Below are 25,466 nucleotides of genomic sequence, written 5' to 3' on the forward strand. Positions count from 1 at the left end.
ATCAGTATGAGCTACTTATCACCGTCTTCTAAGTCCAAAGGAATGGTGTTCCCATACCGCGGATGGATCATGTTAAGTTTCTCAATGAAGTCTTCATAATCCTTGCTCAGCTTCATGATAGTTACGGCAGAAGCAAGATGCTCTCGTAGCTTGGGATGCCCAGTATCGACGGTCAGCCTTCTGTGAAGATGCCCTTTCTTCGAATCTTTGCTGCTTTCCCTTTTTAGCTCTGCGAGCAAACCAGGTGCAAGTCTTTTGTACACGATGTCATTGGTAAGAACGCCGAAATACTGAGGTCGGTATTTGGCGTTTTTGGGAGGATAGTCCAAGCCTCTCAGACGGAAAATGTGCTCATAAAACTCAGCAGGGAAGGTTTTTACGTAAGGTTGTAGCTCCTTCGCGACAAAAGCTTCAAGAATCTGGGCAAGAGCGTCTTTTGCCCGGTCTTTCTGGTATCCGGTCGCCTCGTCAACAAGCGCGATGATGCCGACCCTTGCGAAGCCACGAACTAGAACTTCGCATTGCTGAGCGATATGCGTCTGCTGGTAGTTAAGTGTTTCCGCCTTTCTGGCCGATAAAACGGCTTCACATATATCGGCGAGGACGGTAGCAGGGTAGCCAAATGTAACAATGCTTGCAGACGGCCCAGAGAGGAAGCGAATAGGCGTCGTGATCGCCGCCATCAAAGCCTCAGAAACAAAGGGGTTCACGCCCTTAGATTCGAGAAATGACAGCATCCGGTCGCCACCACTACCCGTGCGGCTTCCTCGACTCATACCCAACCCGGAAAAAAGCCCCCGTTGTGACAGGACCCTCGTGCCGTCTTCCAGCACATAGCAGGGAATCTCGGTGTCGCCAATTTTCAGCGGGTGCTCACTAGACCCGTGAGTGGCGCGAGGCAAGTTTCTCAATTCGGCTTTTGCAAGAGCGGCGTTGCGAGCGATTTCCGAGCGACGTTCAGGCGTCAAAGCTGCTGATCTTGCTTTGGCACCGGCGGCGGGATCACCTTTTTTCTTTTCGGGCATGGCATGTACTCCTAGGGACGAGTGGCTAGGATATGCTTGCGATTAGCGTATATGCAAGCAAAAATAGAGTATCTGCTTGCGATATTTACACGCTGAAAGTTTTTTAGTCCGACAGCCAGGTCATACGAGGTTCCCGTTCCACACAAACAGCACGCGCGCCTGAATGTAGGTCTCGTCGATGAAGATGTCCTCGGCCTTGTGCTTCCTGTTGTCCGAGATCATCTTGAATTTGTCCTTGCCCTTCATCTGCAGGCGCTTGATGTACTGAAAGCCGCCGTAGGAGAAGTAGTAGATGCCGTCGCCGATGAATTCCCTGATGCTGATGTCCACCAGGCACGGGTCGCCATGCTTGATCGTCGGCGTCATTGACTGACCCCAGCCAGTGATCACTTTCAGGTGATAGTGTTCTTTGAACTCGACGCCCATTGAGCGGAGCTGAGAAGGGCTGACCCGCACATCCTGAAGCATCTCCGGAAAGTCGTGAGCAACTTCGCCGCCACCCAGCGCACCGCGCACGTCGTAGTGCGCAATCCACACTTCGTCGCCAACCTTGCCGATGCCAGGCCTGTAAGCGTCGTTCACCAGCACCTCGATGGCGCCGTCCTGGTCGGTTCCTTCAGCGACGGACAGAAGCTTTTGAAGCCGATCCTCGCCCAACTTCTTGCCTGCTAGCATCTCGCGAATCTTGTCAGCCGCCGAAGGAGACACTGGAGGATCAGCGGGTTTTGGCTCGCTATCAATCCCGGCTTCGAACGGTGCGTAACCTCGCAACTGATCGGTGGTGATCCCGAACAATTCGGCTAGAGGGCGTACCTGCTTGTCAGTTGGCTCTTTGATCCCCTTGGGCCCGTTGGGCTTGAGGATTCGAGAGATCGTGGACTGGCCAACCTTGGAACGCGCGGAGACTTCGACCTGGCTCAGGCCATCCCGCCGCATCAATTCAGCAAGAATTTTATCAATGGTTTTATGCATAGGTGCAATCGTCGCCCTGCGCGGTGCATACATCAATAGAGGGGATCGTTGACAGATATGCACCAGTGCATGATTATGTGCATAACTACAAAGGAGGCAGCCATGAGCGCTACCGATCTTCCGAAAAAACTGGATGCATTGCTGGGCTCTGGCATGACCTACAAGGCCATTGCAGAGCGCGCCAAATGTGACATCTCGACGATTTTCCGTATCCGCAACGGCCAGATCAGCAACCCCAGCTACATCGCCGGTAAGGCTATCGACCTTATGCACGAAGAGCTGGCTAAGCCTGTTAAGTCGGCAGCGAAGAAAACCGCGGCCTAACCGCGCTTCGAGCTAAGCGAGATCGTCGCCAGCTCGAAGCCGCGCAGAGCCTCTTGGCTCAACTGATCACGCAACTGACTGGCCTTCTGCTCGAACGCAGGCCAGAGCCTCATCTGAGAAGACAGAGGCAGGGTGGATGCCAAGGCACCCACAAAGCAGCAGAGGGCGGTTATCTCGCCCTGTAGTTCGGAAGAGTCGGTCATGGGGTCGTCCCTGATCAATTTGGTCCGCAAATGATCGCGTCGCTAGTGGCGTAACGCCACGTAACAATTTTCGAGGTGTGACATGCAGGAATTGATGAAGGCCATTTACGACGTGGTGGACACCCACGGCGCAAGCCGGATCGCCGAAGGCGCGAGCTTCCCGTCGCGCACTTTGCTGTCGCAGAAAGCCAACCCGGATTACGACAGCCACAAGATGAACGTGCAGGAGCTGCACCGGATCATGAAATACACCGAAGACTTCCGCCCCCTAAAAGCTTGGGCCGAGCATTTCGGGTTTGACCTGGTACCGAAAGAGAAGCCTGCCCCTACCGACCTCAATTCCGCGCTGATGCGCCTGCATGTCGATCTGGCCGATGTTACTCGGCTCGCTTACGACGCCCAGGCCGACGGCCGGGTGTGCTCGCGTGAAAAGTCGGAGCTGATCAAGGAAGCCGACGAGGTGATCGTCAGCCTGGAAGTGTTTAAGCAGTCCGTGAAGGTCGCCTGAATTTCAGACACAAAAAAACCGCCGGGCATGGCGGTTCTTCAGCAAAGCAGTAAGCGAGAAAAATCATGACAAACGTCGTCTCATTTGACAAGTCCCGAGGGTTCACCCGAATGGACAATTCCGTAATGGAGGCGCTTTCTACAGTCGACCTGCCAGCGCGCGAGCTTCGCGTGGTGATGGCTATTGCCCGGCAAACCATAGGGTATCAGGTCGAAACCAAGCGCCTCACCGCCGATGACCTCGGCAAGCTGACCAACATGCGCCGTGACGTCACCTCGAAAGCCATCAGCCATCTGCTAGAGCGCCGGGTTATCTATCGAATCGGTGGAAGCCGTGGCGATATCGGCATCTCGCCTGTTTCCGAATGGGTCTTCTATGAGGAAAAACAGCAGAATCTCACTGAGACCAAAACGTCTCACTCAGACAATATCGTCTCACTGAGACATGAGCCGAGTGAGACCAAAACGGAAACTTGCCTTCTTTATACAAAGAAAGAAAAACCCCCTATAACTCTTCCTTCGGAAGAGATTATTACCCCCCAAGCCGAAACGGCCTCGGCCAAGACTGAGCGCAAGCCATCGTTCGGCCTGTCCAACCTGCTTGCTGACAACCCCCATGACCTGCCCGAAGGGCTGCTGGTCGACTGGCTGTCCCTGCGCAAGGCGAAGAAGGCCGCCGTCACCGCCACCGTCTGGAAATCCCTGAACGCCGAACTGGTGAAGTGCGCCGCGTTGGGAATCGGCGCTGACGTCGCGATGACCGAAGCCCTGTCCGCTGGCTGGCAGGGTTTCAAGGCGGCCTGGATTGCCAACCGCATCGCCGATCAGGCCCGTCAGCTGCTACCACATCCCGCCACAACGGATTCGCCAATCGCGACTACACCGCAGGCCTCAAGCTTCGGGAGGACGGTTCCTATGCGCTCTGAGAAAGTCACCGACATCAAGCAGGCCACCCTGAGCGCCCGTATCCAGCCCGCCGAGTGCGAAAAGCACGGTGCGTTCGAGCAGAAGGTCACCCTGGCCTTCGGCAAGGAATTCGCCAGCCATTGCCCTGAGTGCACTCGACTGGTCAAGGAAGAACAGGCTGCTGCTGATGAGGCAAAGCGGGCATTCGAGCGCCGCGTCCGCACGGCCGAGAAGCTGGGCGAAGCCCTGATCCCGAAGCGTTTCGCCAAGCGCACGCTGGAGAACTACGCAGCTGAAACCGAAGGCCAGAAGCGCGCCCTGAGTTTCTGCCGCCACTACGTGAAGACCTTCGACGCCATCCGCGAGACCGGGCGCTGCATGGTGCTGATCGGCAAGCCCGGCACCGGCAAAACCCACCTTGGCTCCGCCATTGCCAACGAGCTGCTGCACAAGACCTCGCGCACTGCGGTGTATCGCACCGTTGGATCGATCCTGCAGGCCATCCGCAGCACCTACGATCGGAGCAGTGAGCGCAACGAGGCCGACATCCTGTCCAGCCTTATCGAGCCAGACCTACTGGTCTTGGACGAAGTGGGGGTGAGCAAAGAGCAGCCGAGCGACTTCGAGCTGACAACCCTGTTCTCGATCATCAACGGCCGGTATGAGCAGGAGCTGCCGACCATTGTGATTTCCAACCTCGATGCGGCCGAGCTGCCGAAGGCCATGGGCGAGCGCTGCGTCGACCGCCTGCGTGAGGGCAACCTGATCGTGGTCCCGTTCAACTGGGATTCGCACCGCGCGAAGGAGAGCATCTGATGAGCGCTTTCGTTGAAGTCAGAACAGAAGACCTGATCGGCGGCGCCTTGGACTGGGCTGTTGGCAAGGCTGACGGGCAAAATATGTCGATCACGCCGCCGAACTATGGCGACGGTGTTGCGCTGGCATTCATCACAGGCACCGAACCTCTGTACCGGCCATCGTCCGACTGGAGCATCGCCGGACCGCTTCAGGAAAAGCATCGCATCAACTCCGGCCCGCTGCGTGACGGCACCTGGACCGCCAGCCCGCTCCGTCCCAATGCCCCTACCACCTGGATGAATTCCAAAAGCGCCACCGTCGCAATCTGCCGCGCCATCGTCGTCGACAAGATCGGGATGGCCGTGAGCGTGCCGAAGGACCTGCTGCCATGACCAACACCAACTGGATACTCCTCGCCCTTATCACCCTGTTACTCGGACTGGGTGCCTTGCCAAAGGTTGAGCGTGTTGTTGCGCCTGTGAATTTGGGGGTGTTGTTCAAATGACTGACATTCAGAAGCTGAAAAGCGCAGCAGAGTCAATTCAATCGGAAGGCTGGGGCGTCAGCGTTGCGGATGTGTGTCGTGTCCATGAGGTTGATGGCACCACGTACGTGCAGTGCTGGTCACGAGTTGCTGAATGCACCGACGTTGATATCGCCAAGTTCATCGCCGCAGCCAACCCTGCCGCGGTGCTGGGGCTGATCGCGGAGATCGATAGCTTGCGCGGCTACGGAGAGGAGTTCGCCTCGCTGGCGGAGCGTCGTCGTGAGAACTGCGACCAGCTCAAGGCCGAGAACGAACGCCTCCAGCAGTTCGAAATCGCCTACAAGGAGTACAGCGACAAGACCGAATGGTTGCAGGAGACCGCTCACTGGTCCGAACTGGGCATGCACCGGGCCGACGTGCTGCGCAAGCGCTGCGATGACGCCGCTTCGCATGTGCAGGCGCAGGCTGATCAGATCGTCAAGCTGATGGCTGAGAACGAGGAACTGGTTACCGCGCTGAACGACATTCTGCGGGTTACCCCAATGGGCGTAGAAGCATTCGGGATTGCTGCCTTGGTGCTCGGTGAGCTGGGCGTGAGCAAGGAGGCCGACAATGGCTGAAGTCGCCCTCATTCGCACCGCTCAGGGCTTAGTCCCGGCCACCGAAGCGGATCGCGAAACCATGCAGAAGTGGAAGGCTGGTCAGGTCATCCACGGCAAGTTCACCAAGATGCGCAACGCCAAATTCCACGGCAAATTCTTCTCGATGCTGGATTTGGCGTGGGAATACTGGGAGCCGGTCGGCGGCCTGATCCCGCGCCAGGAGATGCGCGGCATCCTCGGTCTGGCAAAGTTTTTCGAAGAGGCCAATGGCAAGCCTGGCCAGCTATCCGATGCAGTCGACTCGTACATTGCTCGCGTCGAGTCCGAGCGCGCCGAGCGTTTTCCATCCGTGGACAAAAGCCGCGAGGCATTCCGCGACTGGATCACCATCGAGGCTGGGCATTTCCACCTGGTGCAAACGCCAGCCGGAATCCGCAAGGAGCGCAAGTCGATCAGTTGGGCCTCGATGGACGACACCGAGTTCGGGCCGCTTTACCGCGACGTCTTCAATGCCTGCTGGCGACTGGTGCTGTCTGCGCATTTCGAAACCGAGCAGGACGCCCAGGCTGCCGCCGACATGATTGGAGGCTTCGCATGAAGACCGTTAAGGACATCATTCGGTCCCTCGCCACAATGCTCGAGCACAGCTACCACGCCAACCCATGCGCGCATCAGTTCGGAGGTGAGCTGTGATTCCTCGATCCGAGAAAACTCGTCGCGCGAAGAAATGTCGCGTGGCGGGCTGCAGAGCATCATTCGTCCCGACTCGCGACTTCCAGAGCTGGTGCTCGCCGGACTGCGCTGTGGTGGTAGCCCGTCAGTTGAAGGAGAAGCAGCGTAAATCGTTTGCCCAGCGCGAGCGCCGCGAGATCAAGGTTCGGAAGGAGAAGCTGAAGAGCCGCAGCGATTTCCTGAAGGAAACACAGGTCGCGTTCAACGCATGGGTTCGCGCCCGCGACGCCGCGCAACCATGCATCAGCTGCGGCCGATTTCACCAGGGCAAGAATGACGCCGGTCATTACCGCACGGTCGCAAGCGCGCCCGAGCTCCGCTTTGAGCCGCTGAACTGCCACCTCCAATGCTCGCCATGCAACACGCACAAGTCCGGCGACATCGTGAACTACAGGATCAGTCTGGTGCAGCGGATCGGAGCTGAGAAGGTGGCATGGCTGGAAGGCCCGCATGAGCCAAAGAAATACACGATTGAAGACCTGAAGGCGCTGACCGCGCACTACAGGGCACTGACCAGAGAGCTGAAACGGGGAGAAGTAGCATGAAGATCAATTCCGCGCGCCAAGCTTGGCATGACTGCACCTACACACCGGCACCCGGCCAAAGCTCTGACGTAGTTCAGTTGGGCGTAGTGGTCCAGGCCACGGAGCGTGGACCAACCGCGAATCACGCCGTGCACAGCGCGTTGGCCGGGCACATTCAGTCGGTCATCGCCAAGCTACACCCTCAGGTCCGTGCGTTCGGCGAGTACATGTACGCCGCGCACCGAAGCGACGACATCCGCGAGGCAGCGGAGGAGGTCGTATTCGGCCTGGTCGTCTCGAAGTCCAAGCGCATGACTGCCGCAAAGCGCGAGAAGCTGGAGTTCGTGGTGAAGGGCGTGATGCGCCGGTACCGCTACATGCACCAGGGCGGCCAGTCGGCCAACGATGACCCGATGATCAAGCCCGAGGCTTTTCGTTCTTGGCTGATGGCAGAGTACGGGGTACGCCTGGAATCCTGCGCCTGGGCGCGCGACTGGGAACCGGTGATCACGCTGATTTTCGAATGCTGCGAAGACCTGGATCGGATGGCGTTAAGCCCGGTCGGAGCGGTCATCTACCAGATGAAAGAGGCGGCGTAGCATCCAGTAGAGTTCCACTGCTTCGAGTGGGATTTTAAGGTGTTGACTTCCCGCACGGCTGAGGGCATCATTTCGCCATATTGAGTATTTTGCCTGCGGCAACTTGCTCTGGAAGACCCGCCACCGTGCGGGTTTTTTTATGCCTGCCAGAAACGACAAAGCCCCGACAAGTTCGGGGCTTTTTCATTTGTGCGCGGAAAAAGAGAGGGCGACTCCAGAGGGTGCGGTAACACCCAAGGGAGACGCCGGATCGCAGATGTAGCCTGCAAGCCAGCCAAGGCCCTCACTGCTCGCGCGAGCGGGGCGGAGCCTAGCAGAAAACCAAAAGGCTTTGCAGATGTTGAAAGATTGCAGATGTGGAAAGTGCAAAAGACTTCTCGCCCGGGTGGGTGAGATGACCGAGCTCCAGATCAAGTGTCCCCGGTGCGGGACGTTGAATCATGTGAGGGCCCAGAGCCCCGAGCTATCGCCTTTGAGCGACATGAAGGCGGAATTCTCCGCATCAAATCATTCGACTCAAAAGGTGTCTTAATGAGCGGTCCTATCGAATTACCACCTACATACGTTCTGGCCTATCCCGAAGCAGGTCCGTCCACGGGCACAGCAAGTCTTAACTTCGGCCCAGTCAAGCCGCCAATGACTCCTTTTATCCAATTCATGCAAAACCAAGGTGCAAGAAAAGCGTTTGCCAACGGAGTCAACATCTTCAATGCCGCAAACAAAGGGGATGTGGAGGCGACCTTGGCTGCCTGTCTCAGCGGCTTTAACGGCTTGAGCCCTGCCGTTTTCAAGAATCAACTCAAGATGCATGCGGACTGTCAACGTTCGATCATTGCTGCGTCTCTGGGCTCTGCCTCTCCCTACGCGACGAAAGACTACAGTCTGACGGAGACTGAATATAGCCGAGCCTACTTCTATAGAGCCCAAGATACAGATCGGATCGCAGCCCAGCACTATGACTTCTTTGGTACTGCGATCATGCCAGTCGCTGGCATTTATTATTGGCTCTTTGGGGGAGGTCAGACGCGCTACGTGAATATCGGCGCCCTTAACCTCTCCATGGTTCCATCAGATTTTAAGCCCGTGATGGACATGGTTGCGACAAACGGGCCTGGGACCTACTCGATAAATTCGCCTTTTCAGTACAACGCCTTCAGATTCATGCTTAATCTATGGGCGGCGGGCCTGCTGGGGCGTGTCAACGGCAACGTGGTGGGTACGCTGAATATCCTTGCTGATGGCACATGGACATTTGATGGATCCTACACTATCAATCCGGATAAATATGACGCAGACCATAGCAACCGGACCTACATGCAGGAAAAGCTTACTGATTTTCTGCGTTACCTGGGGGATACTTTCGGTTCCAATGACTATCAAATCGTTATCGAAGGTAGTCAGAGCATTCACCTCAGTGGTACTAAATAAGGATTTACATGCGTCCGAGCCTTTTGCTTTTAGCAACCTCTCTAGTATTCGTACTCGCCGGCTGTGATACCAGCAATGAGATGTCCTGCTCCGATAAAGGGCAGGCGTTCTTTGACGAGTCGGTAAAAGCCTACTTCGACCGTCACCCTCCATTTGGGGGCAGCTCGTCGGTGAAGGTGCTCCCTGGCGCTAAGTACGATACGAGCACCAATTGGTGGGTGGTTCCTGTAGATGAAGGTGCGCACAAGTGGAATGCGTTGCTCAGTTGTGATGGGCACTTAGAGTTGTCTGGCAGGCCATGAAGATTTGAGTCAAAGCAAAATTGGTTGCACACGTATGCTTCGACTTGGTGGTTTGAACCAGTGAACGAGTGTGCCTATGTGAAGCCCCGCTCACGCGGGGTTTTTTGACTGTGATTTGCTGCAGATATTTCGCACAGAAGCCTTTGCGCGAGAGATGTAGACACGGATAAGCCGGTAGTGCCGTGCTGCGTAAAACACCGGCAGCCCGCGAGCAGTGACCTCATGCTTTCATCTGCTGCGCGAGGCGACATGTCGAGACTGGTGCATTTGGGTGCCAGCGATGGTGAAGCCTTTGGCTGACAGGAGGGGAAAGACCCTCACACATTCTCAAGCCTCGCAGATGCGGGGCTTTTTCATGCCCAGTACGGAGTCGAGCGCATGGAGTTCTTTCACCGCCTGCTCGACAAACTCGACTGGCTTGTCGCAGGCCTGATCGGCGCGGTCGTCGCCAGCTGGTGGCATAAGGATGACCTCAAAGACCTTTGGTCTTGGGCAATCTTCCTGATTACCGGCATCGCCTGCGCGTTCTACCTCACGGGCATCGTCTGCGACCGCTTCGCCGTGGTCGAGCCCAGTGACGTAGCTGGAGTCGGGTTCCTGCTCGGCGCGTTCGGCGGCTCTCTCATGGCCGCCATCAACCGAGCCATCAAAGCCGCTGACCTCTGGGCGCTCATTCGCCAGCGGTTTGGGGGAGGCAATCCACCATGAACGCCGAACTGATCAACTCCATCGCCTGCGGCCTTGTTGCGCTGTGGGCCACCTGGTGCGTGCTGAGCGGCAAGGTCCGCGACGGGATCGTCGGCAAGATGATCTATTCAGCGATCGCCATCAGCGGTTTCGTGGTGATGACGCGTAACCAGACACTGTTCTTCGGCCCAACCAACGCCGGGCTGACCCTTCACGTATCCCTTTGCCTGGCTGGAGTACGCCACATGTTCATGGTCACGTACTGGGCTGCGGTGAAGACGTGGATCTGCTCCAAACTGAACTGCGACCATTGCCTGCGCGACCCGCGCTTCGGTTCTGGTCCAGGTCAGATCGACAGACGACATCGGCGTCGTACCTGACTATCAGGTCACAACTGAAACCCATGATTTCTGCTCGTCAAACTCGCTGAACTCCCGATAAGCCGCAAGATCAATCCATCCATCTTGATTCCCAGGAGGGTGCTGTGATGGATGACGAATTGGATTTTGCGACCGATCTCGAGTTCTTCGGGTGCGCCGTGCTGATCATGATTTGCGCCGCCGTGGTATGGGCGATTCTCTAAAGCCACCGCTGTCCGCGCCACAAATTCAGATGCGTCCGTTTCGTGGCGCGCCCGGAGAGCATCATGCCTGACCTATACGGCGATCACGTCCACTGGTACGACGATGGGCGGGGGCAGCGCGAAGTGATCATTGACGGCAAATTGCGCAAGAGCGTGATCTATGCCGACGTCAAGGCCGGGGTGATTGTTGCTCACGACTTGCCCCTGAAGACGAGCGACGGGAAGACTGTCGATATCCACCCAGAATGGGGCCGAGTCCGAGTCATCTACTGCGGCGGCCACGTGTGGTCAAATCAAACATTTCGAGTGGGCGAGGCGCCTATCCTGTGACGACCATCGCCTACAAAGACGGCGTCATCGCCTATGACTCCCAGATCACCCGGGGAGACGTCATCACTTACGACGACTACGAGAAATGCCTGGAGCGGGAGGGAGTGAAGTTCTTCTGCTCCGGGGCGGTCTCGGATTATCCACGTCTGGTGGACGTGTACTTCGGCGCCAAGCCTGACGGCAACATCGATGTCTCAGCCCTGGTACTGGACGGCGACAAGTTGATGATGGTTGCGGTGGATGACACCAGCGGCCTGTGGAAGGCTCCGGTCATGATGGATCGGCCGTACGCCATCGGCAGCGGAACGCCATACGCCTTCGCGGCTATGGACATGGGCGCAACGGCTGTCCAGGCGGTGGAGATTGCAGCAAAGCGGGATACCAGCACCGGTGGGACGATTCGGACGGTGCTGATAAAGGCTGCGGAGGTGCCGCAGGATTAGTGCGGCATGCGCTGCTTGTCTTCCTACTTAGGTGGAAACAAAACGCACTGCACTACGGGCAAAGATGCTTCAACGCAGGCGACGCCGCGTTCGTGGAGAGGCTGATAAAGGCTGCCCACGATGAAGCCGAGAATAGCGACGACTACGCAGTAGACACCAGCGCGTTCCTGCGGAGGAGCGGTGCGATTCGCGTAAGCGACTGCCCGGCGCAATTGCCGAGCGATGAGATAAAGCACCACAAACAATCCTGCGAACAGAAAACTGAACATCCCAACTGTTGGGCTCATGCTGCTAACTCCTCTGTAGATTAATTCACAGCATGACGAATTGCTGGCGCCATTCTAATGTCAGCTGTTGGGCCTATTGTTGGTGTCAACCTGATATCAATTCAAGAACATGATGTACAAGATTCGGAAAATTTTTAGAGGCGCGCATGGCTCAGAACCAACCCGACTGGGAGGCAATCGAACGCGCCTACCGCGCCGGTCTGCTTTCTATACGCGAGATCGCCTCAGCCCACGGCATCACACACGGCGCCATCAATAAGCGTGCAAAGCGTGATGGGTGGGAGCGAGACCTCAAGGCCAAGATCAAGGCCAAAGCTGATTCGCTGGTATCCAAGCGCACGGTATCCACTCCGGTATCCACCAAAACGCCGGATACCGAAAGGGAGATCATCGAGCTTAATGCCGAGGTCATCGCCAATGTCCGAATGGCTCACCGTAGCGACATTTCGCGCAGCCGCCGGCTCACCAACAAGCTGCTTGATGAGTTAGAAGCGTTGACCGATGAGCAGGGCACCATCAAAGCGTTGATCGCTCAGCTCAAGGATGCCGACCACGACGACGGTGAGGCCATGGCTGATGCGCTGGCACTGGCCAACAAGATGGGCGCTTTGCCGTCTCGAACCAAGACGATGAGAGAGCTCGCTGAAACGCTGAAGACGCTCGTTGCGCTTGAGCGGCAGGCTTACGACCTCGACGTTAAACAGGGCGGCAGCGAAGAAGACACTCTATCCAAGCTGATGGATGAATTATCGAAGGAAGCCTGACCGATGAAGCCCGAGCACCTGAAGTTGCTCCGGGATCGGTATTGGCGGCTGAACAACCTGTACTTCATCACCGACAAGCTCGGGAAGAAAGTCCGCTTCCGCATGACGCAGGAGCAGATCGATTACTTCCAGGGCATGCACACCCGCAACATTATTCTGAAGGCGCGTCAGCTTGGATTCACCACGCTGGTTTGTATCGTCCAGCTGGATGCCGCGCTGTTCGAGTCGGCGAAGTGTGCGCTGATCGCTCACACACTGAACGACGCCAAGCGCCTGTTCCGGGAAAAGGTCAAGTACGCCTACGACAACCTCCCCAAGGAGATCAGGGCAGCGAACCCGGCGCGCAATGACGCTGCTGGGGAGCTGGTGTTCAGCAAGGGTGGTTCGCTCTACGTCTCAACGTCGTTCCGGGGCGGCACGCTGCGCTACCTGCACGTTTCTGAGTTCGGGAAGATCTGTGCCAAGTTTCCGCACAAGGCGCGCGAGATCGTCACTGGCGCATTCGAGGCGGTGGCTGCAGATTGCTTCGTCACAATCGAATCGACGGCTGAAGGCCGGGCCGGGTATTTCTTCGACTACAGCCAGGCAGCAGAGAAACAGCAGCTATCCGGCGTTCCGCTGGGCTTGCTGGACTGGAAGTTCTTCTTCTTCAGCTGGTGGCGAAACCCGTTTTATTGGCTCGATCCTGAAGGCGTCATCATCCCGCAGCGGCTGACTGACTACTTCGACGGCTTGGCCGCCAAACACGGCATCGTGACCAACCCCGGCCAGCGCGCCTGGTACGCCGCCAAGGAAAAGACACTCGGCGACGACATGAAGCGGGAATACCCGTCGATTCCCGTCGAGGCATTCCAGCAGTCGGTGGAAGGCGCGTATTACTCCAAGCAGTTTGCGAAGCTCTACGCGGCGCAGCGCATCGGCGTGCTGCCCGACAACAGCCACCTCCCGGTCCACACCTTCTGGGACATCGGCGTCGGCGACTCCACGGCGATCTGGTTCGTGCGGATCGTCGGTGAAGAGTTCCACATCATCGACTTCTACCAGAACAGCGGCGAAGGCCTGCGTCACTACATGAAGGTGCTCAAGGATCGGGGCTACACCTACGGCGAGCACTGGGGCCCGCACGACATCGACAACCGCGAGTTCGGCAGCGACGGCAAGACCCGCCGCGAGCTCGCCCGTGAGGGCTACGAGATCGACGGCCAGCGCTACAGCCTCAAGTTCAATGTCGTGCCGAAGCTCGGTATCGATGAAGGCATCGAGCAGGCGCGCGAGATCCTGCCTGCATGCGCTTTCGACGAATCGAAGTGTGAGGAGGGCATCACAGCCCTTGAGAGTTACCGCAAAGAGTGGGACGACAAGCGCGGTTGCTGGAAGGACAAGCCTCTTCACGACTGGTCGTCACACCCGGCAGACGGGTTCAGGTATTTCGCAGTCACTATGGCAAGACGCAAGCGCACTGGCGGCGTCCGCCGAATTGGAGGTTTGGCGTAATGCCTGTTCAATCGACAAATCCAGAGTACGACGTCCATCTGCCCGAGTGGCAGATGATGGACGACGCGCTCGAAGGCGAATGCGCGATCAATCGCAGCGCGAAGTATCTGCCCAAGCCATCTGGCATGGTCGAGGCGGAAAAGATCGATGCGGCAGGGAATGCCTACCTCTACAAAAACTACCGCGACCGGGCCCAGTACGAGCACTGGGTGCGCGACTCTCTGCGTTCGATGATGGGCCTGGTCTCCCGGCTGATCCCTGAGATCAGCCTGCCGTCCGGGCTCAAGGACCTAGAAGACAACGCCACTGCTGACGGCTTCGACCTCAAGCAGCTGTTCCTGCGCATGGTGCGCCAGACAGTCTCACATGGGCGCATCCCGTTGGTGGTGAACGTCGACGACAGCGGCAAGCCGTACTTCTCAACCTATGCCACACGCAACGCCATCAACTGGGACACTGCAGACCAAGGCGGTCGGCAGGACCTGGTGCTGGCGGTGTTCCGCGAGTTCCGGCGGAAGGCAGAGGACCGTTACAGTCATGAATGCACCACGGTCTACCGCGAGTTCTACATGGTCGACGGCGTCTGCTACACGGCGGTGCGCGACGAGGGCGGCGAACTGATCGAGGACGAACGACCACTCGGTGCGATCGGCAACAACAATGAACTGGTGCGCGGCTTGGGTTACCTTCCGGTCATCTACTGCGGCTCTACCGACAACTCCCCGGACGTCGACGAAGTCCCGCTGCTGACAATGGCGCGCGCCGCCGTGAAGTCCTACCAGCTGAGTGCCGACTACTTCACCGCGCTGCACCAGACCAGCCACCCGCAGCCGTGGGTCGCCGGCCTGGACGAGAAGGTGGAATTGACCGTGACCGGCCCATCTGCGGCATGGGATTTGGGCCCAAGCGGTTCATGCGGCTATCTGGAATTCCAGGGCGCGGGAATCGAGGCTGTTCGCACGGCGATGAGTGACCAGAAGAGCGCTGCGCTTGAAGCTGGTGCCAAGGTCATGGACGCCACCGGCGGTACCGAGTCAGGGGAAGCCCGGAAGACCCGCCAAAACGACCAGCACGCCACGCTGCACAGCATCGTCATGTCCGTCGCAGAAGCGATTGAGCAAGGCCTGCGTTATGCGGCCGAGTGGACCGGTTACAACCCCGACGATGTGACGTTCACGGTCAAGCCTGAGTTCATCACGCCAGTTGTCGATCCTCAGGTGCTGGCGGAGCTGCAAAAGGCCGTGATGGCCGGCACCGTGAGCGCCGACACCTACTGGCTGTACCTCACCACCGGCAAGCTGCCCGAGCGGGGCTACGACGACGAGTCGGAACTGATCAGCGACGAACGTGAGTCCGCTGGTATCAATCTGGACAAAGACAATGGCGACGGTACCGCTGGATCAGGACGGGCAGCTGCTGGAGCAGACGACGCGGCATAGCGTCATGCTTGAGCGGCTCAAGGCCGGCGAGGTGAAGAAGTTTGAGAAGTACCTGCGCCAGATCGACACGTTGGTTCGCGACCAGCTCACCCGCAAGGAGCTCACGACCTATAGCCGTCAGCGTCTGGAAGAGTTCCTGGCGCGCGTCGATGGCAAGCTGTTGGACATCTACAAGGCCTACGCCGATGTGGTTCAGGCTGACTTGGTGGACATCGCGCTCTATGAGTCGACGTTTGAGGCCAGCAGCCTGAATCATGCGTTTTCGATTGATGCTGTGGTGCCGAGCAATGCTGTCATCCGCGCTGCAGTGTTCTCTTATCCGCTGCAAGTGACTGGCCTTGACGGCGGTAAGCTGCTGAAGCCATTCCTCAGCGGCTGGACACGCGCCGAAACGATGCGGGTTACCAATACGATCAGGCTCGGCTTCGGCCAAGGCCAAACGAACGCCCAAATCATCCAGGCTGTTCGCGGTACCGCCGCGCAGAACTTCACTGACGGCGTTCTGGCAATCAGCAACCGCAACGCGGCATCTGTGGTGCAAACCGCAATCCAGCATGTGGCCACGACTGCGCGCATGGAAACACTGAAGGCGAACCCGGATGTCGTTGAAGGCTACCGCTGGGTCTCTACGCTGGATCGCAAGACCTCACAGCAGTGCAAGGGGCTAGACGGCCGCGTGTTCAAAGTGGGTAAAGGGCCCTTGCCGCCGGCACACATCAACTGCCGGTCAACAACCACGGCTGTGACTCGGCTGGATGACTTTTTCTCGGAGGGCGCCACTCGCGCTTCGGTTGGTGATAGCGGAGGCGGGCAGGTCGATGCCTCGCTGACCTATTACACCTGGCTCGCCACTCAGCCTGCGAGCTTTCAGGATGCGGCACTGGGCCCGGTTCGAGGAAAGCTCTTCCGCAATGGCGGCCTCTCTCCTGAGAAGTTCGCAAAGCTGCAACTCAACAAAGTATTCAAGCCGCTGACCCTGGCGGAACTGAAAGAGATCGAGCCGGAAATGTTCAAGCGTGCTGGTGTAAGCTGATCGCCCAGCATGAAGGGCGCGCCATGATCATCGTCGAACACGGAAGAGGCACAAACAATGGTGCCAACAGTTACGCCGACATTGAATCGCTGCAGTTTCACGGCAGCTATTACAGATACCCGATACCTGAAGGTCATCTCTCTCAAGAGGCATACCTATTGCGGGCCTGCGCGGCAATGGAGGCGATGCTCTGGAAGGGTGCGCGAGTCTCGCCGACCCAGCCGCTGACTTGGCCGCGTCGAGAAATCATTTTGCGTGACGAATTTCTGAGTGAGGCCTTGGTTCCTTACGGCATCCGACACGGGCAGGTGATGCTGGCTATCGAAATGTACGCTGCTGACCACGGGTTCAAGGTCCACGAGCCAACCCATGGCTACGACGGTCGAACGCTGATTCCGCTCTCACGCAGCACGGAGGGATCAATGCTTGACCCTCCCTTGTGGGTCGCGAGTCGCACGCAGTTCGCCGACTATCTGGTGATGCGTGGATTAAGCGTTGTGAAATAGCAACACCTTAAGACTTCACAGACCTCGGCCATGCCGGGGTTTTTTTATGCCCGCAAAGCGGGAAATCAAACCCAAGGGGTGCACCAAGTGGCTGACGAAAACCAGATTGATCTTGAAGACCAGGCCGTAAAGGACGCCATCGCTGCTGCAGTCGAAGCTGCTACTGCCGGGCTCAAGAACAAGAACTCTGAGCTGCTTGGCAAGCTCAAGACCTCCACGACCGAGCTGGAAGGCTTCAAGACTCAGTTCGAGGGCCTGGACATCAACGCGGTGAAAGGGCTGCTCGCCAAGGTCGGCCAGGACGAAGAGACCAAGTTGATTGCCGAGGGCAAGCTCGACGAGGTCATCACTCGCCGCACCGAGCGCCTTCGTGGCGACTACGACAAGCAGCTGGCCGCCGAAAAAGCTCGGGCCGACAAGGCAGAGGCGTTCGCTGCGCGCTACAGCGACAAAGTGCTGGCCGACTCCATCCGTGCCGCTGCCATCAAGGCCGGCGCGCTGCCCGAGGCTGCCGAGGACATCATCCTGCGCGCCAAGGGCACCTTCAAACTCAGCGAAGACGGCGAGGCGATTGCCACCGACCGTGATGGCGAGGTCATCTACGGCAAGGACGGCAAGACGCCTCTGTCGCCGCTCGAATGGGCGGAATCGCTGCGTGAAACAGCAACACACCTCTGGCCAAGGGCTCAGGGTGCCGGGCAGACCGGCGACAACGGTGGCAAGGCCACGAAGAAGTGGGGCGAGTACACGGAGTCCGAGCGCGCTGCGCTGGCCCGCGACAACCCCGATGCGTTCAAAAAACTCTTGGCCACCAAAGGAACCTAATCCATGGCAACGACCCAACTGGCGGACATCTTTGTCGCCGACTATTACGGCACCATCGCGCCGATCAACTCCCCGGAAAAGACTGCGGTCTTCGAATCCGGGATCATCGTCAAATCGCCTGAACTGGACGCCATCGCGCAGAACGGCCAAGGCACCTCGGAAATCAGCTACTGGCAGGATCTGGATGCTGATGAAGAGCCGAACATCTCGAACGACAACCCGGACGACCTGGGTGAAGTAGGCAAGGCAGAGCAGGGCACCATGCGCGCCCGTACGCTATACCTCAACAAAGGCTATGGTGTTGCTGACCTGACGTCCGAGCTGGCCAACACCGAGCCGATGCAGCACATCCGCAACCGCTTCGGCACCTACTGGACCCGCCGCTGGCAGCGTTACCTGCTCGGCGCGGCGCGCGGCGTGATCGCATCGAACATCGCGAACGACGCCGGTGACATGGTGGTGGACGCCGGTGCGACCATCAGCGCTGGCGCCTTCCAGGATGCTGCTTTCACCTCTGGCGATGCTGCCGACGTGTTTTCCGCGATCGGCGTGCACTCCGTGGTGATGAACCAGATGGTCAAGCAGGACCTCATCGAGTACCTGCGCGACTCCGACGGTCGCATCATCCTGGCCACCTATCTGGGCAAGCCGGTGTTCATGGACGACAGCCTCGTCTACGGCGCGGGTCGCTACCTGTCGGTGTTCTTCGGCCAGGGCGCTTTCGGCTACGGCGAGGGCACCCCAGCCGTTCCGGTCGAACTGGAGCGCAAGCCAGGCGGCGGCAACGGTGGTGGTGCTGAAGTCCTGTGGGAGCGTAAGACGTTCATCCTGCAGCCTGCCGGTTTCAGCTGGAAAGGCAGCAACAACCAGAACCTCAGTCCGACCGCCGCTCAGTACGCTGCTGCTGCGAACTGGGAGCGCGTCTTCGACCGCAAGCAGGTTCCGTTCGCCGCCGTGATCAGCGGCACCACCACCCCGTAATCCAACTGTGACGGGGCGTCTTCGGGCGCTCCGTTGCAAGGGAGCGAATCATGAAAGTGATCTACACCGACAAGCCGGGCACCGAGCCCGGTGTGTGCTATCGACTGCTCAGTGAGTTCTTCGGGGTGATCAGCGCGGCGACTGATGTTTTCGTGCAGGGCGACAACCCCAACATCATCGAGGCCTACAAGCGAGCAGGCATCAAGGTCACCGGCGCCGACGAAAACGGACTGCGTACTGACGGCCCGACGGTTGCTGAGTTTGTTGAGGCTGGCTATCAGGCGAGCAATTACCCGCCAGTGGGTTACGCCTCCCGCAGCGCTGCCGAAGAGATCGAAGCAGCGATCGCCGCTCAGAAGCCGAAGGCTGACACCAACACTGAAACCGACCCGCTGAAAATGAAGGTCGACGACCTCAAAGCCTGGCTGACCGCGAAAAACATCACGTTCGACGCCTCCGCCAAGAAAGAAGAGCTGCAGGCCCTGGTGCCGAAGGAATAAGGACAAGCACATGACCGACTTCATCACCGTGGCCGATGTCATCGCTCAGTTGGGTCCTGACTGGGCGGGCACCGGTGATGCGGCCCTTGCTGTGGCGATGGCGAATGCCTGGCTCACGGCCAAGATTAATAGACCTGTTGCCGATCCGACCCCTGACGCTATCAAGCTTGCAGGCGCTCAGGTTGCGAAGGAAGCGGCGGCGGGCAACTTGTACAAAGCGACCCAGAAGGAAGTGCTGAGCAAGACGGTATCGGCTCAGTCGGGCACTTCCGTCAGCAAAACCTATGCGGAAGGCTCGACTGACCTTTCCGCCGGCGAGAATTTCGCTCTCGCGCTATTGGCGCCGTGGGTCAAGCGCTCGGGCACGATCATGCTCAAACGGGTGTAGCCATGGGAATGCGCGAAGAGATTCAGGCCGAGCTGGCCGAAGCGTTTGACGATCCGGACGGCCTGGCCGACGCGGTGAAGCCCGTGGAAGGCTCGCGCAAGTCGACCCCGGTCTATGACCCGTCCACTGGCACTACCACTGGAGGAACTGTTACCTACACCGGGCGTGGGACCTTCGGCAGCTACCTTGCAAAGGAGATCGATGGGTCCCTGATTCAGACCACCGACGAGAAGCTGCTGATCCTCCAGAACGAGCTGTTCATCTCTGTTGCTGGCTTGCCGACGACGACACCCGCCGAGCCGAAGATCGGCGACATCATCGCGGCGAAGCGGGTGCTGAACGTGAGCCAGGATCCCGCGGGCGCCACCTGGACGGTTCAACTGAGGAAGTGATATGGCTTCCAAATATTCAGGACTGAGCGGCGGCTTCGCTGCTCAGATCCAGGCTTTTGCCGATCAGGCGCAGCTGGCGATCGACGCAACATTGCGCGAGATAGTCATCGAGCTGGGCAGCAGCGTGATCCGCATGTCGCCCGTGGGCAACCCGGAAATCTGGGCTGCCAATGTCGCGCATCAGCAAAAGAACACCCGCGCCGCCGATGACTACGACTTCAAGGTTGCCGTCCGCAACACGCTGATCAATCTCGACGACAGCAATTTCACCAAGTCCGGCAATCTGCGCAAGGGCGTGAAATACGCCAAGCCGCTGACCAAAGCTGAGCGGGTCCAGAACTTCAACGTGAATGGGCTGGTTTCCGGCAAGGATTACGTCGGCGGCCGCTTCCGTGGTAACTGGATGTTCAGCATCGGGTCGCCTGACAACGCCACGACGGACGAGGTCGACCCGAGCGGGCGCAAGTCCACTGCGCGTATTGTCGACGGTGCGATCGAATTCAAAGCCGGTGAGACGGCCTACATCACCAACTCGTTGCCCTATGCAATCCCGCTTGAATATGGGCACTCGACCCAGGCGCCGGGCGGCATGGTCCGCATTACTGTATCGCGGTTCCAGCAAATCGTTCTGGAAGCCATCAGGAACAACCAGGTATGAGCCACAAAGTCATCCGCTCCCTGTTTGAGCAGCGCCTTGCTGTATGGGCTGCCGCGCGCGGCCTGCGCATCGCGTATCAGGGCGTGAGCTTCGACCCGGAACCAGACGAAACCTACCTCGCCGCTTTCACTCTGCCGGCAGGCACGAACACCAATACGCTCTCCGGCGACCACCGCGCTTACACCGGCGTGTTTCAGATCAACGTTGTGACGCCTGCCGGTAATGGAACTGGCGATGCCGAGGGCTTGGTAGACGACCTTGGAGGCCTTTTCCCGGCGTACCTGCGTTTGAGGCAGGGCAGCTTCGAAGTAATGGTGCTCACACCGGTTGAGCCCGGTCCACCGATTCAAGGCGACAACACGCTCACCGTATCAGCGTCGTTTCAGTACCGCGCCGATACCAACTGAACCGCCCGTTGGGCAACCCAGAACCCGCCAAGTGCGGGTTTTTTCATTTCTGTACGAGGAAAACCCACATGGCTTTCAAACTGCCCAACGGCGCAATTCTGGAAATCGCGGCAACCCTGAGCGCTGCGAAGAGCGTGACCGCACTGAGCAACGCAAACCCTGCTGTCGCCACTGCTGCCGCCCATGGCCTGGCCGCCGGGGACATCATCGTCGTGAACTCCGGCTGGACGCGCCTTAACGACAAGGTCGTGCGTGTTTCTGATGCCGACAGTGGCACCTTTGATCTGGAAGGCATCGACACCACCAAGGCTACCGTTTACACCCCCGGCGCAGGTGTCGGTTCGGTGCGCGAAGTCAGCGCCTGGGCTCAAATCAGCCAGATCACCGACGTGGCCACCAGCGGTGGAGACCAGCAGTTCACTACCTTCGGATTTCTGGAGGAAGATGAAGACCGCCAACTGCCGACCACCAAGTCGCCAATCAGCATGACCGTCACCGTCGCGGACGACCCTGCTCTGGCGTACGTGCCTGTCTGCGAGGCCGCTGACGAAGACAAGGAAGCCCGTCCGCTGCGCTTGACCCTACCGAACGGGTCGGTCATCTACTACAACGCTTACGTGTCGATCACTTCGACCCCTGCGCTGTCGCGTAACAACATCATGACCCGCGCCATCACCCTGTCGCTGGCCTCCCGTCCTACCCGTTATCAGGCGGCCGCGTAAGCCATGGCGAAGATCAAGATTGCCCAAAACCCGACCTTCAAAGCCAAGGTCGCCATCCCGCGCATCGGTGAAAAGCCGGTGGACGTGGAATTCGAGTTCAAGTACCTCGATCGCTTGGCCCTATCGGCACTGTTCGACAAGTGGAACGCGGCGCGTGAGGAGCACGCCGCAAAAGCTCAGGAGCTTGGAACGTCGTGGCAGGAGGCAACCGCGTCCGAAATCGCCATGCAGGTCAGCCAGATCAAGGACATCGTCTCCGCTTGGGGCTTCGACGACAAGTTTGACGATGAAGCCATCACCGCGCTGGTCACCACCTGCATTGGTGCGCCTCAGGCCGTGCTGGATGCCTACCAGGGCGCCTATCAGCCAGCTCGCTTGGGAAACTGATTTCGACGGCCCGGATTCTGTATGAGTCTGGGCCGTCGGACGCTGATCTGGCTGCATTCGGCATGACCAAGGCTGACATTCCGGACGTTGAGCACGATGTGCTACCGGACCTCTGGCCTGCCTTCAGGCTGTTTGAGGCCATGTCAACTCAGTGGCGTGTGGGTATGGGTGGGGCGATCGGCCTCGACTACACCGCAATTCCTCCAACCGGCTCCATGCTCGGCATGAAGCGCAAAGAAATCACCGAAGCCTTCCAGGACCTGCGGGTCATGGAGGCTGAGGCCTTGCTCGTCATGAGCGAATCGAAATAGCGGAGCGAGCATGCCATCGATTGCTGAACTCGGGATCAAGGTCGATTCGACCGATGCCGCGCAGGCGAGCTCCGACCTCGACAAGCTCACGGCGGCGGGCGGACGGGCCGAGAAAGCTGCGGAAGGTGTCGCGCGGGGGGCTGACAAAGCCTCCAAGGCCATCAAGAGCCAGGCAGATGAGCTGGCAGACCTGCTGGGCGAGATTGATCCGACGGTTAAGGCTCTGGGCCGTCTGGATGAGCTGGAAACCAAGCTTTCAAAGCACAAGGGTGTAGGCCTGGACGCTGCGACGTTCAGCGAATACCAGACGAAGATCGATCAGTCTCGCGCGAACCTCACCAGGTTCGACGACTCTCTATCGCGCACCGGCAACACGGCCAAGCAAACTGCCGCAGCTCTACGGACCGTGCCTTCACAGTTTACGGACATTGTCACCAGCCTTCAGGGCGGTCAGGCGCCATTCACCGTCCTGCTTCAGCAAGGGGGTCAGCTCAAAGACTCCTTTGGGGGTGTAGGTGCAGCCGCAAAGGCCATGGGCGGCTATGTGCTGGGCCTGGTCAACCCATTCACGCTGTCGGCTGCTGCCGTAGGCGTTTTAGGCGCGGCGCTGCTGTCTTCGCAGTCTCAGTTCAACGAGTACAACAAGGCGGTCATCAGCACCGGTGGCGTTGTCGGTAAAACGGCCGACCAGTTGTCCGCGTTCGCTACCACTCTGGCGGATGGCCGGCACTTCACCGAGGCTGGCGAGGCAGTCCTGTCGCTCGCGCAGAATGGCAGGCTCACCGGCGAGGTGTTTCAGGAGGTTGCTCGAGCAGCTACCGAGACGGCGGCGGCCACTGGGCAAAGCGCGGCCAGCATCGCTGACCAGCTGTCCTCTACCAAAGGCAAGGTCACAGACCTGGCTGTCGAGTACAGCAACAAATACGGCGTCATCACTCAGTCCACCTACGATCAGATCCGGGCTCTGGAAGAGCAGGGCGACCGGATGGGGGCGATCAAGACCCTGTCCACCGCGGTTGCGGATGAGATGACCCGCCGCAACAAGGAAATGGAAGACTCCACTCGCGGCCTTGCGAGAGCTTGGAACGAGGTACAGCGGAGCATTGGCAGCGCATGGAACGAGCTGAAGACCGGACTGCAAGCCAGTCCTGAGCTGTTCCGTTTACAGGTGCTACAGGGCCAGCTGCAGGATGCCCAGGAGCTTGGAAACCAAAAGCTGGTCGCCTACTACCAGCAGCAAATCGCGGCAGCCCAGAAAGCCGTCGACCTTCAGCAGCAGAAGGCCGCGCTGACTGGACAGGAAGAGTCGAGCCGCCGTCAGCAGATCGCGGGCGAGGACAAATGGCTGGCTGATGGTCTGAAATACCTGACCGACCAGCAAAAGATGGAAAAGGAGATCGCCGAGGCTCGCACCCAAGGCCTCAGTTCTGGTCGCTCCCAGGTGGAGATCGAGCAGCGCATCAGCGACATCCGCAAATCGTACGAGAAAAAACTGTCGGGCCCGGCGAACCAGCTGGATTTGACCAGTTTCAACGACACGCAGAATCAGCTGAAGGCGCTGACCGCGACCTACAGCAACGCACAGAAAGACCTGGACGCCCAGCAAAAGGCCGGGATCATCTCGCAAGAGTCGTACGCCGCCCAACGCGCGGCGCTGATCCAGGCGGAGAAGGAAGAAGTCACCAACGCCTATCTGGCCGAGATCTCCGCACTGGAGGCGACTCGCGACAAAACCTCAACCACCGCTCAGCAGCGTATCCTGCTCGATCAGAAGATAGCCGATGCCAGGACCAGCATGGTCAAGGCGCAGCAGGATGCTGACACTGAGCTCTCGGTGCTGGCGACCAACGAGGAGGGCAGGCTTGCCAAGCAGGAACGATCAATCAACTCGTATGTGCAGGCTTTGGGTCAGCAGCAAAAGGCCCTGGAATTGGCCGGGCAGCGCGCTGTGTTGGGCGTTGGTCGCGGTGATCGGCAAAACGCGCTCGATGCGCAGCTCAATGCGCAACAAGATCGGTTCGCCCAGCAATCGCTGGACCTCGCGAATCAGAAGTCTGATCCGTCGCGAAACATGTCGGAGGAGGAGTTCGCCAAGAAGTCCCAGGCTCTCGCCGATGCCAATAAAAAGGCAACCGACCAGATCCGGAAGAACTACGCGGACGTGCAGACCGCCCAGGGCGATTGGACCAATGGCGCGACCTCTGCCTGGGAAAACTACCTCGACAGCGCGCGGGACATCTCCGGTCAGACGAAGGCGCTGTTCACCCACGCCTTCAGCAGCATGGAGGACGCAATCGTCAACTTCGCCATGACCGGAAAGTTGTCGTTCTCGGACTTCGCGAAGTCGATCCTTGCCGACATGGCGCGGATTGCTACGCGGCAGGCCTCGTCCTCGCTGCTCAGTTCGCTCTTCGGGGCTGGCCTGGGCTATTTCTCGGGCGGGGCTAACGGGTTTGCGTCTGGCTCGGCAGCGGCAACATCTTCAAGCTTGGGCGCCTCGCAAGCCGGTTACTCGGCCAGCTACTTCCCGCAGGCTGACGGTGGCGCCTGGCTCAATGGCGTGCAGATGTTCGCCAACGGCGGAGCCTTCACCAACAGCGTCGTCAGCTCGCCAACCGCATTCGGGATGGCAGGGGGCAAGCTGGGAGTTATGGGAGAGGCGGGCGACGAAGCGGTCATGCCTCTGACCCGGACCTCAAGCGGCGCCTTGGGCGTTCGGGCTATCGGTGGCGGCGGATCGAACATCCAGATCAGTGCGCCAGTGAGCATCGTGACGCAGGACCGCAGCTCCGAAGGCATGGAGCTCGATCAGACTGCCCTCGCGCAAAATCTTCAAATCCAGATCAAGCAAGCGGCCGAGAAGGCGGTTGCTGATTCGTGGCGCCCGGGCGGCGTGAGTTTCCGGCAGACAAGGACCTGA

The 25,466-nt window shown here is 58.9% G+C and carries 34 protein-coding genes and 1 pseudogene; 31 read left to right on the forward strand and 4 right to left on the reverse strand.

Annotated features, from left to right (window positions below; all coding sequences use genetic code 11):
- Window positions 1-11: 11 nt before the first annotated feature.
- Complete coding sequence (locus AC07V9_RS20200; protein ID WP_495017416.1) at window positions 12-1,025, reverse strand: P63C domain-containing protein; 1,014 nt, start codon at window positions 1,023-1,025, stop codon at window positions 12-14.
- A gap of 120 nt (window positions 1,026-1,145) precedes the next feature.
- Window positions 1,146-1,997 (reverse strand): LexA family transcriptional regulator, encoded by an 852-nt coding sequence (locus AC07V9_RS20205; RefSeq protein ID WP_495017417.1) that lies wholly within the window; start codon window positions 1,995-1,997, stop codon window positions 1,146-1,148.
- A 102-nt stretch (window positions 1,998-2,099) separates the two neighbouring features.
- Between AC07V9_RS20205 and AC07V9_RS20210 the strand changes: the two genes are divergently transcribed.
- A complete protein-coding gene (locus AC07V9_RS20210; protein WP_495017418.1) occupies window positions 2,100-2,321 on the forward strand; it encodes a helix-turn-helix domain-containing protein in 222 nt (73 codons plus the stop codon).
- On the opposite strand, the gene AC07V9_RS20215 is transcribed toward AC07V9_RS20210, so the two are convergent.
- Window positions 2,318-2,524: a hypothetical protein gene (locus AC07V9_RS20215; RefSeq protein WP_062390893.1), complete on the reverse strand. Its 207-nt coding sequence runs from the start codon at window positions 2,522-2,524 to the stop codon at window positions 2,318-2,320. The two genes, AC07V9_RS20210 and AC07V9_RS20215, sit on opposite strands and share 4 nt — an antisense overlap.
- Before the next feature lie 82 nt (window positions 2,525-2,606).
- Between AC07V9_RS20215 and AC07V9_RS20220 the strand changes: the two genes are divergently transcribed.
- The 14 genes and pseudogenes from AC07V9_RS20220 (at window position 2,607) to AC07V9_RS20285 (ending at window position 11,452) form a co-directional block, all read left to right on the forward strand.
- Complete coding sequence (locus tag AC07V9_RS20220) at window positions 2,607-3,032, forward strand: phage regulatory CII family protein (protein ID WP_092405993.1); 426 nt, start codon at window positions 2,607-2,609, stop codon at window positions 3,030-3,032.
- 125 nt (window positions 3,033-3,157) lie between these two features.
- Window positions 3,158-3,769, forward strand: a pseudogene (locus AC07V9_RS20225) (replication protein); the annotation flags it as partial.
- A gap of 177 nt (window positions 3,770-3,946) precedes the next feature.
- Window positions 3,947-4,753, forward strand: a complete 807-nt coding sequence (locus AC07V9_RS20230; protein WP_495017461.1) for an ATP-binding protein — start codon at window positions 3,947-3,949, stop codon at window positions 4,751-4,753.
- The gene (locus AC07V9_RS20235) at window positions 4,753-5,127 is read left to right on the forward strand and encodes a phage protein NinX family protein (RefSeq protein WP_495017419.1); all 375 of its coding nucleotides are present in this window, start codon (window positions 4,753-4,755) and stop codon (window positions 5,125-5,127) included. Before AC07V9_RS20230 ends, AC07V9_RS20235 begins: the two co-directional genes overlap by 1 nt.
- Window positions 5,128-5,236: 109 nt before the next feature.
- Window positions 5,237-5,842, forward strand: a complete 606-nt coding sequence (locus tag AC07V9_RS20240) for a hypothetical protein (RefSeq protein WP_495017420.1) — start codon at window positions 5,237-5,239, stop codon at window positions 5,840-5,842.
- Window positions 5,835-6,422, forward strand: coding sequence for a DUF1367 family protein (locus AC07V9_RS20245; protein ID WP_495017421.1), 588 nt, complete (start codon window positions 5,835-5,837; stop codon window positions 6,420-6,422). Before AC07V9_RS20240 ends, AC07V9_RS20245 begins: the two co-directional genes overlap by 8 nt.
- A 94-nt stretch (window positions 6,423-6,516) precedes the next feature.
- Entirely contained in the window at window positions 6,517-7,101 is a 585-nt protein-coding gene (locus AC07V9_RS20250) for a recombination protein NinG (protein WP_495017462.1), read from the forward strand.
- Complete coding sequence (locus AC07V9_RS20255) at window positions 7,098-7,679, forward strand: hypothetical protein (protein ID WP_495017422.1); 582 nt, start codon at window positions 7,098-7,100, stop codon at window positions 7,677-7,679. The genes AC07V9_RS20250 and AC07V9_RS20255 overlap by 4 nt, the downstream gene beginning before the upstream one ends.
- A gap of 337 nt (window positions 7,680-8,016) precedes the next feature.
- Window positions 8,017-8,211 (forward strand): Com family DNA-binding transcriptional regulator, encoded by a 195-nt coding sequence (locus AC07V9_RS20260; RefSeq protein ID WP_495017423.1) that lies wholly within the window; start codon window positions 8,017-8,019, stop codon window positions 8,209-8,211.
- Complete coding sequence (locus AC07V9_RS20265) at window positions 8,211-9,107, forward strand: lipid II-degrading bacteriocin (RefSeq protein WP_495017424.1); 897 nt, start codon at window positions 8,211-8,213, stop codon at window positions 9,105-9,107. The genes AC07V9_RS20260 and AC07V9_RS20265 overlap by 1 nt, the downstream gene beginning before the upstream one ends.
- A 680-nt stretch (window positions 9,108-9,787) precedes the next feature.
- Complete coding sequence (locus AC07V9_RS20270; protein ID WP_495017425.1) at window positions 9,788-10,117, forward strand: MFS transporter; 330 nt, start codon at window positions 9,788-9,790, stop codon at window positions 10,115-10,117.
- Entirely contained in the window at window positions 10,114-10,476 is a 363-nt protein-coding gene (locus tag AC07V9_RS20275) for a hypothetical protein (RefSeq protein ID WP_495017426.1), read from the forward strand. The genes AC07V9_RS20270 and AC07V9_RS20275 overlap by 4 nt, the downstream gene beginning before the upstream one ends.
- Before the next feature lie 266 nt (window positions 10,477-10,742).
- Window positions 10,743-11,009 carry a hypothetical protein gene (locus AC07V9_RS20280; RefSeq protein ID WP_495017427.1) on the forward strand — a complete coding sequence of 89 codons (267 nt, stop codon included), beginning with the start codon at window positions 10,743-10,745 and terminating at the stop codon, window positions 11,007-11,009.
- Entirely contained in the window at window positions 11,006-11,452 is a 447-nt protein-coding gene (locus AC07V9_RS20285; RefSeq protein WP_495017428.1) for an Ntn hydrolase family protein, read from the forward strand. Before AC07V9_RS20280 ends, AC07V9_RS20285 begins: the two co-directional genes overlap by 4 nt.
- Window positions 11,453-11,475: 23 nt before the next feature.
- Here AC07V9_RS20285 and AC07V9_RS20290 read toward each other — a convergent pair whose 3' ends face one another.
- A complete protein-coding gene (locus AC07V9_RS20290; protein ID WP_495017429.1) occupies window positions 11,476-11,739 on the reverse strand; it encodes a hypothetical protein in 264 nt (87 codons plus the stop codon).
- A gap of 146 nt (window positions 11,740-11,885) precedes the next feature.
- Here AC07V9_RS20290 and AC07V9_RS20295 point away from each other — a divergent pair, with 146 nt between their 5' ends.
- The 16 genes from AC07V9_RS20295 (at window position 11,886) to AC07V9_RS20370 (ending at window position 25,466) form a co-directional block, all read left to right on the forward strand.
- Complete coding sequence (locus tag AC07V9_RS20295) at window positions 11,886-12,503, forward strand: hypothetical protein (protein ID WP_495017430.1); 618 nt, start codon at window positions 11,886-11,888, stop codon at window positions 12,501-12,503.
- Window positions 12,504-12,506: 3 nt separating this feature from the next.
- Window positions 12,507-13,997: a terminase gene (locus AC07V9_RS20300; protein ID WP_495017431.1), complete on the forward strand. Its 1,491-nt coding sequence runs from the start codon at window positions 12,507-12,509 to the stop codon at window positions 13,995-13,997.
- The gene (locus AC07V9_RS20305) at window positions 13,997-15,436 is read left to right on the forward strand and encodes a DUF4055 domain-containing protein (RefSeq protein ID WP_495017432.1); all 1,440 of its coding nucleotides are present in this window, start codon (window positions 13,997-13,999) and stop codon (window positions 15,434-15,436) included. The genes AC07V9_RS20300 and AC07V9_RS20305 overlap by 1 nt, the downstream gene beginning before the upstream one ends.
- Window positions 15,378-16,469 carry a minor capsid protein gene (locus tag AC07V9_RS20310; RefSeq protein WP_495017433.1) on the forward strand — a complete coding sequence of 364 codons (1,092 nt, stop codon included), beginning with the start codon at window positions 15,378-15,380 and terminating at the stop codon, window positions 16,467-16,469. Before AC07V9_RS20305 ends, AC07V9_RS20310 begins: the two co-directional genes overlap by 59 nt.
- 23 nt (window positions 16,470-16,492) lie before the next feature.
- Entirely contained in the window at window positions 16,493-16,975 is a 483-nt protein-coding gene (locus AC07V9_RS20315) for a DnaT-like ssDNA-binding protein (protein ID WP_495017434.1), read from the forward strand.
- Window positions 16,976-17,062: 87 nt separating this feature from the next.
- Window positions 17,063-17,800, forward strand: coding sequence for a hypothetical protein (locus tag AC07V9_RS20320; protein ID WP_495017435.1), 738 nt, complete (start codon window positions 17,063-17,065; stop codon window positions 17,798-17,800).
- Between the two features lie 3 nt (window positions 17,801-17,803).
- On the forward strand, window positions 17,804-18,781 hold the full coding sequence (locus AC07V9_RS20325; protein WP_495017436.1) for a major capsid protein: 978 nt from the start codon (window positions 17,804-17,806) through the stop codon (window positions 18,779-18,781).
- A 50-nt stretch (window positions 18,782-18,831) separates the two neighbouring features.
- The gene (locus tag AC07V9_RS20330; protein WP_495017437.1) at window positions 18,832-19,281 is read left to right on the forward strand and encodes a HeH/LEM domain-containing protein; all 450 of its coding nucleotides are present in this window, start codon (window positions 18,832-18,834) and stop codon (window positions 19,279-19,281) included.
- A gap of 10 nt (window positions 19,282-19,291) precedes the next feature.
- Window positions 19,292-19,669 carry a hypothetical protein gene (locus AC07V9_RS20335; RefSeq protein ID WP_495017438.1) on the forward strand — a complete coding sequence of 126 codons (378 nt, stop codon included), beginning with the start codon at window positions 19,292-19,294 and terminating at the stop codon, window positions 19,667-19,669.
- Between the two features lie 2 nt (window positions 19,670-19,671).
- A complete protein-coding gene (locus AC07V9_RS20340; RefSeq protein WP_495017439.1) occupies window positions 19,672-20,061 on the forward strand; it encodes a hypothetical protein in 390 nt (129 codons plus the stop codon).
- 1 nt (window position 20,062) lies between these two features.
- On the forward strand, window positions 20,063-20,719 hold the full coding sequence (locus tag AC07V9_RS20345; RefSeq protein WP_495017440.1) for a hypothetical protein: 657 nt from the start codon (window positions 20,063-20,065) through the stop codon (window positions 20,717-20,719).
- Entirely contained in the window at window positions 20,716-21,126 is a 411-nt protein-coding gene (locus AC07V9_RS20350) for a phage tail terminator-like protein (RefSeq protein WP_495017441.1), read from the forward strand. Before AC07V9_RS20345 ends, AC07V9_RS20350 begins: the two co-directional genes overlap by 4 nt.
- A gap of 68 nt (window positions 21,127-21,194) precedes the next feature.
- Window positions 21,195-21,848, forward strand: coding sequence for a phage tail protein (locus AC07V9_RS20355; RefSeq protein ID WP_495017442.1), 654 nt, complete (start codon window positions 21,195-21,197; stop codon window positions 21,846-21,848).
- Between the two features lie 3 nt (window positions 21,849-21,851).
- The gene (locus AC07V9_RS20360; protein WP_495017443.1) at window positions 21,852-22,235 is read left to right on the forward strand and encodes a phage tail assembly chaperone; all 384 of its coding nucleotides are present in this window, start codon (window positions 21,852-21,854) and stop codon (window positions 22,233-22,235) included.
- A gap of 62 nt (window positions 22,236-22,297) precedes the next feature.
- Window positions 22,298-22,546, forward strand: a complete 249-nt coding sequence (locus tag AC07V9_RS20365) for a DUF1799 domain-containing protein (protein WP_495017444.1) — start codon at window positions 22,298-22,300, stop codon at window positions 22,544-22,546.
- A gap of 10 nt (window positions 22,547-22,556) precedes the next feature.
- Window positions 22,557-25,466 carry a phage tail tape measure protein gene (locus tag AC07V9_RS20370; protein ID WP_495017445.1) on the forward strand — a complete coding sequence of 970 codons (2,910 nt, stop codon included), beginning with the start codon at window positions 22,557-22,559 and terminating at the stop codon, window positions 25,464-25,466.

It is taken from the genome of Pseudomonas sp. GW821-FHT02A11, assembly GCF_059421985.1.

Coding starts and splice junctions, on each gene's coding strand:
- AC07V9_RS20325 (WP_495017436.1), top strand. CDS start 17,804: ATGGCAACGACCCAACTGGCGGACATCTTTGTCGCCGACTATTACGGC.
- AC07V9_RS20365 (WP_495017444.1), top strand. CDS start 22,298: ATGACCAAGGCTGACATTCCGGACGTTGAGCACGATGTGCTACCGGAC.
- AC07V9_RS20305 (WP_495017432.1), top strand. CDS start 13,997: ATGCCTGTTCAATCGACAAATCCAGAGTACGACGTCCATCTGCCCGAG.
- AC07V9_RS20345 (WP_495017440.1), top strand. CDS start 20,063: ATGGCTTCCAAATATTCAGGACTGAGCGGCGGCTTCGCTGCTCAGATC.
- AC07V9_RS20330 (WP_495017437.1), top strand. CDS start 18,832: ATGAAAGTGATCTACACCGACAAGCCGGGCACCGAGCCCGGTGTGTGC.
- AC07V9_RS20340 (WP_495017439.1), top strand. CDS start 19,672: ATGGGAATGCGCGAAGAGATTCAGGCCGAGCTGGCCGAAGCGTTTGAC.
- AC07V9_RS20240 (WP_495017420.1), top strand. CDS start 5,237: ATGACTGACATTCAGAAGCTGAAAAGCGCAGCAGAGTCAATTCAATCG.
- AC07V9_RS20215 (WP_062390893.1), bottom strand. CDS start 2,524: ATGACCGACTCTTCCGAACTACAGGGCGAGATAACCGCCCTCTGCTGC.
- AC07V9_RS20245 (WP_495017421.1), top strand. CDS start 5,835: ATGGCTGAAGTCGCCCTCATTCGCACCGCTCAGGGCTTAGTCCCGGCC.
- AC07V9_RS20300 (WP_495017431.1), top strand. CDS start 12,507: ATGAAGCCCGAGCACCTGAAGTTGCTCCGGGATCGGTATTGGCGGCTG.
- AC07V9_RS20370 (WP_495017445.1), top strand. CDS start 22,557: ATGCCATCGATTGCTGAACTCGGGATCAAGGTCGATTCGACCGATGCC.
- AC07V9_RS20315 (WP_495017434.1), top strand. CDS start 16,493: ATGATCATCGTCGAACACGGAAGAGGCACAAACAATGGTGCCAACAGT.
- AC07V9_RS20310 (WP_495017433.1), top strand. CDS start 15,378: ATGGCGACGGTACCGCTGGATCAGGACGGGCAGCTGCTGGAGCAGACG.
- AC07V9_RS20220 (WP_092405993.1), top strand. CDS start 2,607: ATGCAGGAATTGATGAAGGCCATTTACGACGTGGTGGACACCCACGGC.
- AC07V9_RS20280 (WP_495017427.1), top strand. CDS start 10,743: ATGCCTGACCTATACGGCGATCACGTCCACTGGTACGACGATGGGCGG.
- AC07V9_RS20350 (WP_495017441.1), top strand. CDS start 20,716: ATGAGCCACAAAGTCATCCGCTCCCTGTTTGAGCAGCGCCTTGCTGTA.
- AC07V9_RS20355 (WP_495017442.1), top strand. CDS start 21,195: ATGGCTTTCAAACTGCCCAACGGCGCAATTCTGGAAATCGCGGCAACC.
- AC07V9_RS20210 (WP_495017418.1), top strand. CDS start 2,100: ATGAGCGCTACCGATCTTCCGAAAAAACTGGATGCATTGCTGGGCTCT.
- AC07V9_RS20295 (WP_495017430.1), top strand. CDS start 11,886: ATGGCTCAGAACCAACCCGACTGGGAGGCAATCGAACGCGCCTACCGC.
- AC07V9_RS20360 (WP_495017443.1), top strand. CDS start 21,852: ATGGCGAAGATCAAGATTGCCCAAAACCCGACCTTCAAAGCCAAGGTC.
- AC07V9_RS20235 (WP_495017419.1), top strand. CDS start 4,753: ATGAGCGCTTTCGTTGAAGTCAGAACAGAAGACCTGATCGGCGGCGCC.
- AC07V9_RS20335 (WP_495017438.1), top strand. CDS start 19,292: ATGACCGACTTCATCACCGTGGCCGATGTCATCGCTCAGTTGGGTCCT.
- AC07V9_RS20200 (WP_495017416.1), bottom strand. CDS start 1,025: ATGCCCGAAAAGAAAAAAGGTGATCCCGCCGCCGGTGCCAAAGCAAGA.
- AC07V9_RS20230 (WP_495017461.1), top strand. CDS start 3,947: ATGCGCTCTGAGAAAGTCACCGACATCAAGCAGGCCACCCTGAGCGCC.
- AC07V9_RS20270 (WP_495017425.1), top strand. CDS start 9,788: ATGGAGTTCTTTCACCGCCTGCTCGACAAACTCGACTGGCTTGTCGCA.
- AC07V9_RS20290 (WP_495017429.1), bottom strand. CDS start 11,739: ATGAGCCCAACAGTTGGGATGTTCAGTTTTCTGTTCGCAGGATTGTTT.
- AC07V9_RS20275 (WP_495017426.1), top strand. CDS start 10,114: ATGAACGCCGAACTGATCAACTCCATCGCCTGCGGCCTTGTTGCGCTG.
- AC07V9_RS20205 (WP_495017417.1), bottom strand. CDS start 1,997: ATGCATAAAACCATTGATAAAATTCTTGCTGAATTGATGCGGCGGGAT.
- AC07V9_RS20260 (WP_495017423.1), top strand. CDS start 8,017: ATGTTGAAAGATTGCAGATGTGGAAAGTGCAAAAGACTTCTCGCCCGG.
- AC07V9_RS20255 (WP_495017422.1), top strand. CDS start 7,098: ATGAAGATCAATTCCGCGCGCCAAGCTTGGCATGACTGCACCTACACA.
- AC07V9_RS20265 (WP_495017424.1), top strand. CDS start 8,211: ATGAGCGGTCCTATCGAATTACCACCTACATACGTTCTGGCCTATCCC.